The organism is Enterococcus sp. AMC1251, assembly GCF_058216535.1.
On the sequence record NZ_CM177098.1, the window covers coordinates 92,113 to 107,689 of the forward strand.

Here is a 15,577-nt window from a genome sequence, read left to right on the forward strand (position 1 = left end):
GTAGTTCAAGTAATTAGCGATCATTTTTAGGTAAAGAAAAGCTCGCAACAAAAAAATTGTTTTCTCGACGAAAAGAAAAAGTAGTTTCGCGGTATTGCTTTAATAATCTAATAAAGATGGGAAGTCCCTTTCCTTGGTGTCCACTTTTAGTCGTAAAATGATTTTTGAGAATTTTTTCAATCGAAATCGTTCCTTCATAAGCATTTTTAACTTCTATATAAATAGAAGAATCGCGATTCTCCATCGTTACTTGGATAAGAGGATTGTCCATATCAATAGAAGCTTCTAAAGCATTGTCTAGAATAATGGAAAAACAACGAATGAAATCAAGCAAATGAATTGATAGATCAAAGTACGAAATATTTTCATTAATAGAAAATTGGATAGGGATATCATGTTTTAAACAGTTTTCAAAAAAATTAACCAATATTCCCTGAACGGGAGGGATATTTACTGCAGAAATTTGATAGTAATAATCTTCTTCAATAAAAGAATTGGAATATTCTGTTATAGATAAAAGATAGGCTCTAGCTTGATCCACTTGGTTATTTTCAAGATAAGTACTCAAACTAACAAGAATATTTCGATAGTCATGTTTAAATTCGTTGGCTAACATAATATTTTCCGATTCTCGGCTTAATTGTTTAGAAAGAAGAAAGATTTTTTGTTGATAAATCCGACCAATAATATAAGCAACATAGCTAAAGATACCTGAAAATGCTAATAATACAAAGCTAAGGTAAAAAAACTTCAAATCAAAAATACTAATTTGCCTAACAATGTTTAATGAAAGCAGCAAAATAAAACAAAAAACCGATTGTATAATATATTTTTTTGGAAGCTGAGAGACAGCTTTAAAAACACTGTACTTACTCAGAATTTTTTTCGCGAATAGGATGAAAAGCAACAAAACGATTTGCTGTAGAAATAAAGCGATGGGTTTAATGTACTCAAATTGCTTTACAGTGATCATATCATAGATTCGCAAAATATTAAGTACATCCCAGGTAAGTAACCAAGAAAAAATCATCAAAGTGTTTTGGATAAAGGAATAGAGTACGCCTAAAGTCATACTTTGCGAGAAATAACTAATGAAGACAAATTCAATAATCATAAAAGGGATGAATAAGGCTAAGGAAAGAACGCCGCCATATAATTGGCTGACGATCAATAGAAAAAGGAGATGACTAGTTAGTAAAATTGATTGGCGAAAGTTGAAGTATTTTTTATAACCTGTAAACCAACAAATTTGTAAATAATTGATTGCTAATAATATAGATGCTAAAGATATGCTCAATGTGTTCTACCTCTTAATCTTAAAATAATTATAATGCTTTTTTTAATTTATCTATGATTCGTTTTCCTAATTCAAGTTCACTGTTGTCATCAAATGTAGCTAAACCCGTGGCACGGTCCAAAGAAACAATACGATTTAAATTGATAATATACGATTTTAATTCAGTGTACAAATAGAGAGCGTCTATCGATTCTTTTAGTCTGTTAATAGTTCCTTCAACGATTTGTTCTGAATTTTCCGTGCGAATGATAATAGTGTTTCTTATTCCCGGCATCGACTTTATGTAGAGAATATCCTGATACTTTACGAATATAATTTCCCCAAATTTTTTAAAGGAAGCATAACTATCTTTGTCTTGAACACGATGAAGAACTTCATTCTTAATAGAATAAAAAAGTTCTTCTATAATACGGGCATCCATAATCGTTCCTTTTATAAGATAAGTTTTAGCATTGATTTGCTCGTTAATAATTTCAATTCCTTTGTTATCTAAATTTGTTAAGAAAAGAATAAAGCATTGTTGATTGTACTGTCTAATTTTTTTTGCAATGTCGATCCCTGAATAATAAGTTTTTAAATCGATGTCAATGAGAAAAACATCATTGTCATTGAATTCAAAAGTATCTAGTGTAAGAAAAAAAGAGTCCTGTTCATCAACCGGAATCACTTCTAATGAAAGAGCTCCCTTAAATAATGAAAAAGACTCAATAATTTTCTGAAGTCTTTTTTTGTATACAAATTCATCATCAATTAAATAAACACGAATAGTAATGTTCATGTGATTGTCCCCCCAATACATCAATTGTACCTTTCTTTTCCTTATTTGGAAAAGAAAGTCTATTTTCTTCAGAAGAAATACTTATAAATTAAGAAAAATTTTTATTCATATTATTTGTATTTTATTTGGAAAATTCGTAAAAGAGAGAATGCTCAAAAAAGACGTAGGAAGTCCGATAAGGATCAATTATTCCCTATTTTTATCTTTTTATCTATTTACTATAACGTATTAATATTTTTTCTTTTTGGGTAAAGCGCAGTTCGAATTGTTTTTATATGTATCATTATAATGTAGAATAAATAAATAAAAATCGCTAATGTGAAATGTAATCGTTTTAATGTTCATCTTGCGTTTTTTTTTTTAAGTATAGTATGTATAAGTAAAAATGAAAGGAGAAAAAAATGATAAATATTGGATTATACTCTTCAAAAAATTCTTGTTCGGTATATACAGAACCATTTGAAGAAAATAAGTTTTCTTTTTTCTCGTTAGAAAAAGAAATAAAAAAAGAACAAATTTCAAATTTTAAAGCAGTGATTCTTGATTCTTCAGATGAAAAAAATGAGGAATCGATTGGGCAAATTTGTGCATTGCTTAGATCTATTCAAAATAGTCACATACCTTTTGTGTTTGTCTTACTAAAACAAAGTACAAAAATTGAGCGACTGATTTACTTAGAATTTGGCGCAACAATGGTGTTTGATCAAGAGACAGATCCTAATGAATTTGCTTTAATTGTATCCAACTTAATTCACAAGAAAGAAAATCAAAGGCAACAAGAAACAGAGGGGAAAGAAGGTAGTGATGGTGTCTATTTGAATAAACACAAGTTATCTATTCATCTAGGCGATGATCGGGAAGTACTGTTAACGCCTTTAGAATACAAACTGATTGATCATTTAATGCAAAAGAAACAACTAGGAAGTACGTATGAGGAAATTTACCAAATATTGTGGGGAGAAGAAATAGAAAATAGCCGCCATCGAATTGCAAACTTGGTCTTTCTAATACGTAACAAGATAGAAAAAGATCCTATAAACCCAAAATATTTAAAAACGATTCGAACAATTGGCTATATTTTTTGTGAATAAGCAATAGGTAAAAATAATTTTTGATGATCGACAAGGCAAATGGATGTTATTTTGGTAAAAGTATAGAAAGAGGTAAAAAATGAAGCTAGCAACAAAAAAAAATAAAATTACTACGTATTTACTATTAGTGATTATATTAATTGGTCAATTTCCAATAAGAGTAGTCTTAGGACAGGATTTAAAAGCCGCAAACAATCAAAATTGGGGAAATCAATTTATCACAAATGTCAAAATGACAGATGGCAATGGGAACAGTATTTCATCTATTCCTACAGATAAAAGCTTTAAAGTTAGATATGAATTTGCGATCCCAACAGCTTATGAAGATGATGTAACGGCTGGGGATAAAATGGAAGTACAGCTTCCAAAAGAATTACAAACGGCTCAAAATGACCCTCTTGAATTTCGAGATGGTAATGGAAATTTGGTTGCAACAGGTGCAGCAACAACAAAAGGCGGGCAACAATATGTTGTAACGTTTACAGATTATGTAGAAACGCATTCTAATGTGAACGGTCATTTTGAATTCTTTGTGTCCTTTTCGAGTTCCGTAGAACCTGGTGAAGAAATAAATATTGAATTTGAAACAGAAGGTGGTACAACGATTATTCCGATTAAACCAGAAAAACCTGGTTCTGGTGGAGGAAGTAATCCTAACCCAAAGCCACCATATGGAAATTCTAGTCATAAACAAGCCTTTTATAAAGGTAACGGAATTATAGAGTGGAGAGTTACGTTCTTCCCACCATTAAAAAGTTCTGATCCTGTTTATCCAGATTTCTACGAAGATATGCACAATATACGCGTATATGATGAATTAGGACCTGGTTTAGAGTTAACGGAAGCAGATAGAGAAGCGATAATAGTGAGGCAAGCATATGGATGGAAAGCAACTATCACGTTGGGGAATGATCTGGGTAGAATTGCGAAAGTTGAATCTTATGATCAATCTACTGGAAAATTTGAGTGTTCACTACCGGATATTACCGATGGTGCAGGTCGTCAGGTAAGGTATAGCACCAGAATCACTGATTCTGAACAAGTAGATTTTCTTAATAAAGCAAGTATAGAGGGAACCGATTATGAAAAATCAACTTCACAAAATATACGTATCGAAGGGGGTACAGCTGGTTCTGAAGGAGAGCAAGCTGGATTCACAGTAGTAAAACAAGATACAGACGGTAATGCTCTAGCTGGAGCTGCATTTGATCTGTTTCGAATTGCATCTAATGGCAATGAAACGAAAATTGCTTCAGATCTCAAATCAGATACCAATGGTCGTATTAGCTATGACAAGTTAAAGTTTGGTACCTATGAACTGCGAGAAACGCAAGCGCCAGAAGGATATAATCTTTTAGAAGAGCCGTATCAATTTGTACTCAATTCTAAAGGAATGAAAGAACTTAGCATACCCATTATAAATGAACGAGAAGAAGACCCAGTAGGAAGTGTGGAATTAGAAAAAGTAGATAGCGAAAATAGCAATAAGACGCTATCTGGTGCAGAGTTCACCTTATACAAAGGGAAATCAAGCAATCCACAAGGGAAAGTGGACACTTACAAGACGGATAGAGATGGTCAAATCCGAGTAGATAACTTAACCTACGGAGACTATCATTTTGTAGAAACAAAAGCGCCTGAAGGATATGAATTAGATGCAACCCCAATCAATTTCAAGATCAGTGATTCAGATAAAGTTGTCAAAGTAGAAAAAGAAAATACCCGCACGCCAGACCCAGTAGGAAGTGTGGAATTAGAAAAAGTAGATAGCGAAAATAACAATACAACGTTATCTGGTGCAGAGTTCACCTTATACAAAGGGAAATCAAGCAATCCACAAGGGAAAGTGGACACCTACAAGACGGATAGAGATGGTCAAATCCGAGTAGATAACTTAACCTACGGAGACTATCATTTTGTAGAAACAAAAGCCCCCGAAGGATATGAATTAGATGCAACCCCAATCAATTTCAACATCAGTGATTCAGATAAAGTTGTCAAAGTAGAAAAAGAAAATACCCGCACGCCAGACCCAGTAGGAAGTGTGGAATTAGAAAAAGTAGATAGCGAAAATAACAATACAACGTTATCTGGTGCAGAGTTTACCTTATACCGAGGAAAATCAAATAATTCGCAAGGGAAAGTGGACACCTACAAGACGGATAAAGATGGTCAAATCCGAGTAGATAACTTAACCTACGGAGACTATCATTTTGTAGAAACAAAAGCGCCCGAAGGATATGAATTAGATGCAACCCCAATCAATTTCAACATCAGTGATTCAGATAAAGTTGTCAAAGTAGAAAAAGAAAATACCCGCACGCCAGACCCAGTAGGAAGTGTGGAATTAGAAAAAGTAGATAGCGAAAATAACAATACAACGTTATCTGGTGCAGAGTTTACCTTATACCGAGGAAAATCAAATAATTCGCAAGGGAAAGTGGACACCTACAAGACGGATAGAGATGGTCAAATCCGAGTAGATAACTTAACCTATGGAGACTATCATTTTGTAGAAACAAAAGCGCCCGAAGGATACGAATTAGATGCCACTCCAATCAATTTCAACATCAGTGATTCAGATAAAGTTGTCAAAGTAGAAAAAGAAAATACCCGCACGCCAGATCCAGTAGGAAGTGTGGAATTAGAAAAAGTAGATAGCGAAAATAGCAATAAGACGCTATCTGGTGCAGAGTTCACCTTATACAAAGGGAAATCAAGCAATCCACAAGGGAAAGTGGACACTTACAAGACGGATAGAGATGGTCAAATCCGAGTAGATAACTTAACCTACGGAGACTATCATTTTGTAGAAACAAAAGCGCCCGAAGGATACGAATTAGATGCCACTCCAATCAATTTCAAGATCAGTGATTCAGATAAAGTTGTCAAAGTAGAAAAAGAAAATACCCGCACGCCAGATCCAGTAGGAAGTGTGGAATTAGAAAAAGTAGATAGCGAAAATAGCAATAAGACGCTATCTGGTGCAGAGTTCACCTTATACAAAGGGAAATCAAGCAATCCACAAGGGAAAGTGGACACTTACAAGACGGATAGAGATGGTCAAATCCGAGTAGATAACTTAACCTACGGAGACTATCATTTTGTAGAAACAAAAGCGCCTGAAGGATACGAACTAGATGCCACTCCAATCAATTTCAATATTGATGATTCAGATGAAGTCATTGAACTAGAAAAAGAGAACACACGTATCCCAGACCCAGTAGGAAGCGTACAGCTTAAAAAAGTAGATTATGATCATCCCAATACAGCATTAGCTGATGCCAAGTTTACTTTATTTAGAGGAAAATCATCAAATCCTGGAGAAAAAATTGGAACATATACGACAAACCGTGAGGGTCAATTGCAAGTAGACGATTTAACTTACGGAGACTATCATTTTGTGGAAACAGTGGCACCGTCTGGTTATATTAAAGACAGCACACCGATTGACTTCACTATAAATGATTCGGATACAATGCTTGAATTAAAAAAAGAAAATCATCGTGATTACAATCCGCAAATTGAAACATTTGCTTTTGAGGCAAACACAAATGATAATCAACTGCTATATCCATCGCAAAATGTACGTATCAGCGATCGTGTCACTTATGAAGAACTGACTCCAGGGAGAAGCTACCGATTAGAAGCGAAGCTACTAACAAAAGATGGCGTGTCAACAATCTCTAGCGGTCAGAAAGACTTTACTGCGATAAATTCAGATGGTGAAGAGAAAGTTGACTTAAGCACATTTGATGCACGTACGTTACGAGGACAAGAAGTAGTTGTATTTGAAAAATTAATTGACCTCTCAACGAATAAAGTTGTAGCAACACATGAAGATTTAAATGATGAAGATCAAACGGTTGAATTTACTATTCCAAAAGGTGGCGTGACGTTCAAAAAAATTGATGTAGATACGAAAAATGTATTACCTGGGGCAGAATTCACATTGTATGAAGGAAAGTCCAACGAAGCAAGATTCGCTTTACCAACTCTTCAAACGCCAACACTTGCACCGAATTATGGAGGACATATAGGATTTAATACTAGCAATGACATAGCATTAAATCGTGCTAAAGCGCTAGGTGTTTATACAAGTCAGCCAGGTACAGGAGAAGTAAAAGTAGACGGGTTACCATTTGGAGACTATTATTTTGTAGAAACAAAAGCGCCAACAGGCTACCTTATCACTAATGGTGACCCAATTGATTTTGAAATCGTAAGTGATACAACAACATTAACACTAGAGACTGTTGAGAATAAACGTGATTATAAGCCAGCGATTGAAACAGTCGCTTTTGAAACAGCAACAAATAACAAAGAGCTTTATCCAGGACAAGCAGTGAAAATAAGTGACCGTGTGCAATATAAAGAATTAACGCCAGGTCAAAAATACCGTTTAGAAGCTGAGTTAGTGACGAAAGATGAGAAAGTCCTGACAACTGGGTCCAAAGAATTTACTGTAACGAAAGAAGATGGTGAAGAAACAGTTGATTTAGCTGCATTTGATGCAAGAGACCTACAAGGACAACAAGTCACTGTTTTTGAGAAATTGATTGATCTTTCAACGAATAAAGTTGTTGCGACGCACGTTGATATTAACGATGCGGATCAAACAATCAAATTTGTTTCACCAGCACTTGAAACTGCAGCGTTTGAAACAAGTTCTGGTGAGCAAGAAGGTCTACACCCGCATGAAGTGGTAAGCATCAGCGATAAAGTAGACTATACAAATTTAAATCCAGGTGAAAAATATACATTATCCGCTAAATTAGTAGACAAAGCAACAGGTAAAACAGAACTAACACAAGGAAAAATGACATTTACACCTGAGAAATCAAGTGGTTCAGTGACCGTCAAATTAGATGACTTTAATGCAAGTAATTTAAAAGGTCAAAGTACCGTTGTTTATGAAGTTTTGACAGACGAAACGGGTAAAACAATTGCTGAACACACAGATATTAATAGTAAAACACAAACCGTTTCCTTTGTAGAACCTTCTATTGGAACTGTAGCCAGAGGGAAAGAATCTGGATTGGGTCAAGTATTGCCTGGACCAATTACAATTATTGATAAAGTCCTTTATACCAATCTTGATAAAACACAAACATATGACATCGAAGGTATTTTGATGGATAAGGCAACAAATGAACCATTACTTGTTAATGGTGAAACAGTGACTGCTACGAAACAATTTCGTCCAGAAGCTACAAATGGAAATATTGAAATAGAGTTTAAAATTGACGTTTCAGATCTTAAAGGAAAAGACATTGTTGTTTTTGAGACACTTAAGTTAAAAGATTTAGTCATTGCAGAACATCGCGATATTAAAGACAAAGATCAAACAATTGAAGTAGTCGATCCTAAAATTGGGACAACACTTACCGATAAAGAAACACAAACGCAAACACCAAGTCCGGAAGAAGAAATTACCTTAGCAGACACGGTACATTACGAGCACTTAGTACCAGGTCAGGAATACACTGTTAAAGGTATCCTAATGGATAAAGAAACAAAAGAGCCACTATTGATCGATGGTAAAAAAGTTGAAGCTGAAACAACATTTATTGCTGAAAAAGCAACAGGAACTGTCGATGTACTGTTTACCTTCAAAGCCAAAGATTTGGCTGGAAAAGAAGTCGTAGCTTTTGAAAACCTATATGCGGATGGTCGTGAACTAACAACTCATACAGATATAAACGACCCTTCACAAACCGTGAAATTCTTGACACCCAAAATTGGAACCAGTGCAACAGGTAAAAATGGGGACAAAGAATTAAATGGTGATAGAGATTTAACCGTCGTTGATGTGGTAACGTATAAAGATTTAATCCCTGGAAAAGAATACACTCTTAAAGGGAAAATGATGGATAAAGCCACAGGTAAACCTCTGATTGTTAAAGAGAAAGAAGTACTTGGCGAAACAACCTTCACACCAGAAAAAGCTAATGGTACAGTGGAAGTCTTAATCACCTTTGATGCTAGTGATTTATATGGACAAGAGCTTGTTGTCTTTGAAAAACTAATCCGCAAAGGGCATGAAGTAGTAAACCATGAAGATATCAACGATGAAGGTCAAACGATATCAATCAAAGTACCAGAAATCAAAACAGAATTAAAAGATCAAGAAACAGCAACACAAACACCAAGTCCAGAAGAAGAAATCACCTTAGTTGACACGGTTCGTTACGAAAACTTAACGCCTGGCCGTGAATATACTGTTAAAGGTATCCTAATGGATAAAGAAACAAAAGAGCCACTATTGATCGATGGTAAAAAAGTTGAAGCTGAAACAACATTTATTGCTGAAAAAGCAACAGGAACTGTCGATGTACTGTTTACCTTCAAAGCCAAAGATTTGGCTGGAAAAGAAGTCGTAGCTTTTGAAAACCTATATGCGGATGGTCGTGAACTAACGACTCATGCGGATATCGATGATCCATCGCAAACGGTGAAATTCTTAACACCAGAAATTGGAACCAGTGCAACAGGTAAAAATGGGGACAAAGAATTAAATGGTGATAGAGATTTAACCGTCGTTGATGTGGTAACGTATAAAGATTTAATCCCTGGAAAAGAATACACTCTTAAAGGGAAAATGATGGATAAAGCCACAGGTAAACCTCTGATTGTTAAAGAGAAAGAAGTACTTGGCGAAACAACCTTCACACCAGAAAAAGCTAATGGTACAGTGGAAGTCTTAATCACCTTTGATGCTAGTGATTTATATGGACAAGAGCTTGTTGTCTTTGAAAAACTAATCCGCAAAGGGCATGAAGTAGTAAACCATGAAGATATCAACGATGAAGGTCAAACGATATCAATCAAAGTACCAGAAATCAAAACAGAATTAAAAGATCAAGAAACAGAAACACAAACACCAAGTCCAGAAGAAGAAATTACCTTAGTTGACACGGTTCGTTACGAAAACTTAACGCCTGGCCGTGAATATACAGTTAAAGGTATTCTAATGGACAAAGCAACTAACGAACCACTATTGATCGATGATAAAAAAGTTGAAGCCGAAACAACATTTACTGCTGAAAAATCAACAGGTGAAGTTGAAGTTCTCTTTACCTTCAAAGCCAAAGGTTTAGCAGGTAAAGAAGTCGTAGCTTTTGAAAACCTATATGCGGATGGTCGTGAACTAACGACTCATGCGGATATCGATGATCCATCGCAAACGGTGAAATTCTTAACACCAGAAATTGGAACCAGTGCAACAGGTAAAAATGGGGACAAAGAATTAAATGGTGATAGAGATTTAACCGTCGTTGATGTGGTGACGTATAAAGATTTAATCCCTGGAAAAGAATACACTCTTAAAGGGAAAATGATGGATAAAGCCACAGGAGAACCTCTGATTGTAAAAGATGAGGAAGTACTAGGCGAAACAATCTTCACACCAGAAAAAGCAGACGGTACAGTGGAAGTCTTATTCACCTTTGATGCCAGTGATTTATATGGACAGGAATTAGTAGTTTTTGAAAAACTAATCCGCAAAGGGCATGAAGTGGTAAACCATGAAGATATCAAAGACAAAGGTCAAACGATATCGATCAAAGTACCAGAAATCAAAACAGAATTAAAAGATCAAGAAACAGAAACACAAACACCAAGTCCAGAAGAAGAAATTACCTTAGTTGACACGGTTTATTATGAGAACTTAACACCAGGCCGTGAATATACAGTTAAAGGTATTCTAATGGACAAAGCAACTAACGAACCACTATTGATCGATGATAAAAAAGTTGAAGCCGAAACAACATTTACTGCTGAAAAATCAACAGGTGAAGTTGAAGTTCTCTTTACCTTCAAAGCCAAAGGTTTAGCAGGTAAAGAAGTCGTAGCTTTTGAAAACCTATATGCGGATGGTCGTGAACTAACGACTCATGCGGATATCGATGATCCATCGCAAACGGTGAAATTCTTAACACCAGAAATTGGAACCAGTGCAACAGGTAAAAATGGGGACAAAGAATTAAATGGTGATAGAGATTTAACCGTCGTTGATGTGGTGACGTATAAAGATTTAATCCCTGGAAAAGAATACACTCTTAAAGGGAAAATGATGGATAAAGCCACAGGAGAACCTCTGATTGTAAAAGATGAGGAAGTACTAGGCGAAACAATCTTCACACCAGAAAAAGCAGACGGTACAGTGGAAGTCTTATTCACCTTTGATGCCAGTGATTTATATGGACAGGAATTAGTAGTTTTTGAAAAACTAATCCGCAAAGGGCATGAAGTGGTAAACCATGAAGATATCAAAGACAAAGGTCAAACGATATCGATCAAAGTACCAGAAATCAAAACAGAATTAAAAGATCAAGAAACAGAAACACAAACACCAAGTCCAGAAGAAGAAATTACCTTAGTTGACACGGTTTATTATGAGAACTTAACACCAGGCCGTGAATACACAGTTAAAGGAATTCTAATGGATAAAGAAACAAAAGAACCGCTATTGATCGATGGTGAAAAAGTCGAAGCCGAAACAACATTTACTGCCGAAAAAGCAACGGGTGAAGTCGAAGTTCTCTTTACCTTCAAAGCCAAAGATTTAGCAGGAAAAGAAGTCGTAGCATTTGAAAATCTATATGCGGATGGTCGTGAAGTTACTACCCATGCAGATCTTAATGACCCATCGCAAACCGTGAAATTCTTGATACCTAAGATGAAATCATTGGCTGCCGACCAAGCAGGGAATAAAGATATTATGCCAGAGGAAAGAAATCACCTTGTTGATACTATTGATTGTTCAGATTTAGTCCCAGGTAAAGAATATACAATGGATGGTACATTGATGGATAAATCAACAGGACAACCTCTTCTCGTAAATGGTAAGGAAGTGCATGGAAAAACTACGTTTACATCCAAAGACTCAACGGAAGTAGTGGAAGTACTCTTTGATTTAGATGCGCGTGAACTGGAAGGAAAAGAGGTAGTAATTTATGAAGTACTATCTCGTAATGGCAAGACAGTTATAACGCACGAAGACATTGATGATTTAGATCAAACGGTTAAATTTGTTGAAGTGCCTACACCTGAAACGCCTGATCAACCAGAAAATAAATCAGGAATTCTACCTAAAACAGGTTACATTTATTCAATTGGAGGTACGATTTTAGGAGTAATTCTTTTAGTATTGAGCACATTATTTTATCTTCGTAAGAAAAGACAAAATAGCATGTAATGATGCTAGTCAAAAGTAGGAACTCATTTAAACCTAAGAAGTTAAATGACAAGTATTGATCCTATTGATAAGTCCTAAATGAAAATATTCACCTTACTATCATTTTACATCTTATTAGTTTTTACAGATGTAGAGTTCATTAAAGTGATTAACGGGTCTGATATATATATCAGACCCGTTAATTATATTGACTAGATTATAACGTTTTATAAACTTATTTTAAGAAGGTATAGCATATAGTGGTTTTCTCAGAATTACCCCTTCTGAGAATGAAAAAATTCCGAAATCACTCATATTTTTTATAAAAAATGATCATTTGAATAAAGTTTAATATAAAAAATGTGAAAAGTCTATAAAAAATGAAAAATTTTTTTATTTTTTTCATCTTTACATGTGTTTATCACAATGAAAAACATATAAATAAATTAATTTTTCTTTTTTAGCCGTCAAATTTAACGTCAAAATTGAGGAGGATCATTATTATGGCTAGAAAAGGTGAGAATATTTACAAAAGAAAAGATGGACGCTGGGAAGGGCGCTATAGAAAAAATAGAAATGAACAAGGAAGACTTGTTTACGGATATATTTACGGTTATAAATATCGGGAAGTAAAGCGTGAGTTAGAGAAGTTAAAAGCAGAGTATATTCTGCCGATGCAAGATACTTCTATTTTCCAAGGGACTCTAGAAGAATGGACGGATCATTGGTTAAACCATTTAATTATTCGCACAATCAAGCAATCTACTCATGCATCTTATCAGACAAAAATGAAAAAGCATGTATTACCATATCTTGGGAAGAAAAAATTAGCTCAGATAAGAAAAAATGACATATCAGATTTATTAATTTATTTAGCAGACAAAGGCTTAAGTGTGGCGACTATTCATAACGTACTAACGATTTTAAAAAGTGCGATGAATAGAGCGCTTTTTGAGAATGCTATTTTAGAAAATCCATGTAATGGGATTAGCTTGCCCACCATTCGAAAGAAGGATATCACGATACTATCATTAGAAGATCAAAGAAAATTGGAGCAAGTCGCTTTGCAAAATGATCAAGGTTTCCCAGTCATCATTGCTTTGTATACGGGGCTTAGAATCGGAGAAATTAGCGGCTTAACTTGGGCAGATATTGATTTAGAAAACCAAACAATACAAATCGTTCGAACGGTTCAGCGTGTATCCGTCAGTGGAAAAGCGAAAAAAACAGAAATTATTTTTGATTCTCCAAAATCTCAAAATTCTATACGGAAAATACCTATTGCGAAAAACTTATTAGCTTATTTGATTAGTAGAAAAGAAGAATCAATAAGTGAGTATGTCGTCAATTACAAAAAGTCATTTGCAGAACCAAGACTGATTAATTATTGGTTTAAAAAAATAGTATCACAAGCTGAAATAGCACCTATTCATTTCCATTCATTGAGGCATACGTTTGCAACACGTTGCATCGAGAAAGGAATCGATGTTGCTACATTGAGTAGTTTGTTGGGTCATCAATCAATTAAATTAACGTTAGATACTTATACTAATTCTTTATGGAAAACAAGAGAAAATGCCATGTCAATTATTGATGCCCAGCTGGATCTAGAGGATGAAACTGATTTTTAAAGCGTCAAAAACAGCGTCAACTAATATAGAAAGTGTTGCACAGTAGTACATAAAAAAGTGTTTTCTCAGAAGGGGTAATTCTGAGAAAATTGAGATAAGTGCTCCCTCTATTTAGTATATCAAAAATAAATAATGGTTGAAAGAAGGACGAATGCAATGGTAAAGATTGGGGTTTATCCTCCTAGAAAACAGACACTATATATAGATGCTCTCAAGCAAAGCGAGTACAACTTTTTTTTGTTAAACAAAGAAGAATTAGTAGCGAAGTCAGTCCTAGATGTAATCATTTTTGATTATACAGACCAAGTAAAGAAAGACTTGATTAGCGAAATTTGTGAATTACTTTGTATTATTAAAAGTGATGAGATTCCTTTGGTATTCGTGTTGTTGAAAGAAAGTAGCTCTGTTGAGCGATCGATATACTTGCAGTTGGGTGCAACAATGGTTTTTGATGCACAAGTAAATCCTGAAGAGTTTGAAGTGATTCTATCTAATTTGCTTCAAGTTCGAAAAAATCAAAAAAGCAAATTACCGAGTATGCAAAACGGTTTTCAGTTAAATGAACAAAATTTATCTGTAAGTATAGATAATGAACCAGAGATTTCGCTAACACCGTTAGAATTCAAATTAATCAATTATTTGAAAAGTAGGACAGGAGGAAGAGGAACATATGATGAGCTGTGCTTGCTTTTATGGTCAGAAGCGACCGAAAATCACCAATATAGATTAGCAAATCTAGTTTTTCGTATACGGAATAAAATAGAAAAAAACAACACCAAGCCGCGTTACTTGAAGACCATTCGCTCAATTGGGTATGTACTTTTTCTTTAGGGAATAGATGTGAAGATAACGTAGGCAAATTTTTCAAAATAAATATATAAATAAAGGATTGAGATAATGAATAAAGAAGGTGCAATAAAGAAGAATATCTTGATGTATTTCTATTTTGTACAAGGAATACTTTTACTACTATGGATACTCTATTTAAGTCAGTATTATTCTTTTTATAATGAAGCGTACTTCTACATCAATAAGCAACAATCCGCTTTCCTTAAGCTACTCACCTTTTTTAATGATAATTGGAGCCAACTACTTGGTTATTTTATAATAAGCTTTCTTTTGATATCAGCCACATTCTTTTTTTCGTACTCATTCTATCTACACTACAGAAAAAAAAATCAGCGTAAGCCATTATTATTATTTGCGTTTTATATACTCTGTGTGTTCGTATTGATGCTGAATATATGCTGGCCAATATTTAGCATCATTTTTATCCTAGCAGCAAGTTTATTCTATATTTTTTTTGCCAGCACCAAGTCGAATCAATTTCACTATGAAGAAGGAGAGATTATTGAAACAAGAGGGCCGTTTGAGACAGAGAAAGATGCATCTATGCAAATAGAAAAAGTCCTCGAACAACTCCAAAAAAAGGAAGGACTAACAGTTACAGAAGAAATTTATTTAAATGATGACAAAAAATATTATGCAGATATTTATATCGAATCTCATGAAAAATAGTCACACATCCTATCCATTTAAACAATAAAAATGGAACGATTTTACCTCACTTTATTCTCAGTTAAATCTTAAGGAGCGATTAAT

At 34.5% G+C, this 15,577-nt stretch carries 7 protein-coding genes; 5 read left to right on the plus strand and 2 right to left on the minus strand.

Features of this window, described 5'->3' with window-relative positions; all coding sequences use genetic code 11:
* Window positions 1–13 precede the first annotated feature (13 nt).
* Both AC4BBR_RS00345 and AC4BBR_RS00350 read right to left on the minus strand, forming a co-directional pair.
* Complete coding sequence (locus AC4BBR_RS00345) at window positions 14–1,297, minus strand: sensor histidine kinase (RefSeq protein WP_490460630.1); 1,284 nt, start codon at window positions 1,295–1,297, stop codon at window positions 14–16.
* A 28-nt stretch (window positions 1,298–1,325) separates the two neighbouring features.
* Window positions 1,326–2,075 carry a LytR/AlgR family response regulator transcription factor gene (locus tag AC4BBR_RS00350; RefSeq protein ID WP_490460631.1) on the minus strand — a complete coding sequence of 250 codons (750 nt, stop codon included), beginning with the start codon at window positions 2,073–2,075 and terminating at the stop codon, window positions 1,326–1,328.
* A 401-nt stretch (window positions 2,076–2,476) separates the two neighbouring features.
* Here AC4BBR_RS00350 and AC4BBR_RS00355 point away from each other — a divergent pair, with 401 nt between their 5' ends.
* From AC4BBR_RS00355 to AC4BBR_RS00375, 5 genes are all read left to right on the plus strand, one after another.
* A complete protein-coding gene (locus AC4BBR_RS00355; protein ID WP_490460632.1) occupies window positions 2,477–3,166 on the plus strand; it encodes a winged helix-turn-helix domain-containing protein in 690 nt (229 codons plus the stop codon).
* Between the two features lie 79 nt (window positions 3,167–3,245).
* On the plus strand, window positions 3,246–12,365 hold the full coding sequence (locus AC4BBR_RS00360) for a VaFE repeat-containing surface-anchored protein (protein ID WP_490460633.1): 9,120 nt from the start codon (window positions 3,246–3,248) through the stop codon (window positions 12,363–12,365).
* Between the two features lie 482 nt (window positions 12,366–12,847).
* A complete protein-coding gene (locus AC4BBR_RS00365) occupies window positions 12,848–13,975 on the plus strand; it encodes a tyrosine-type recombinase/integrase (RefSeq protein ID WP_490460634.1) in 1,128 nt (375 codons plus the stop codon).
* Between the two features lie 156 nt (window positions 13,976–14,131).
* Complete coding sequence (locus AC4BBR_RS00370; protein ID WP_490460635.1) at window positions 14,132–14,806, plus strand: winged helix-turn-helix domain-containing protein; 675 nt, start codon at window positions 14,132–14,134, stop codon at window positions 14,804–14,806.
* 399 nt (window positions 14,807–15,205) lie between these two features.
* On the plus strand, window positions 15,206–15,493 hold the full coding sequence (locus tag AC4BBR_RS00375; RefSeq protein WP_490460636.1) for a hypothetical protein: 288 nt from the start codon (window positions 15,206–15,208) through the stop codon (window positions 15,491–15,493).
* Window positions 15,494–15,577 lie beyond the last annotated feature (84 nt).

Excerpts from the sequence above, each read along its gene's own strand:
- AC4BBR_RS00365 (WP_490460634.1), top strand. The coding sequence starts at position 12,848 with ATGGCTAGAAAAGGTGAGAATATTTACAAAAGAAAAGATGGACGCTGG.
- AC4BBR_RS00355 (WP_490460632.1), top strand. The coding sequence starts at position 2,477 with ATGATAAATATTGGATTATACTCTTCAAAAAATTCTTGTTCGGTATAT.
- AC4BBR_RS00350 (WP_490460631.1), bottom strand. The coding sequence starts at position 2,075 with ATGAACATTACTATTCGTGTTTATTTAATTGATGATGAATTTGTATAC.
- AC4BBR_RS00370 (WP_490460635.1), top strand. The coding sequence starts at position 14,132 with ATGGTAAAGATTGGGGTTTATCCTCCTAGAAAACAGACACTATATATA.
- AC4BBR_RS00360 (WP_490460633.1), top strand. The coding sequence starts at position 3,246 with ATGAAGCTAGCAACAAAAAAAAATAAAATTACTACGTATTTACTATTA.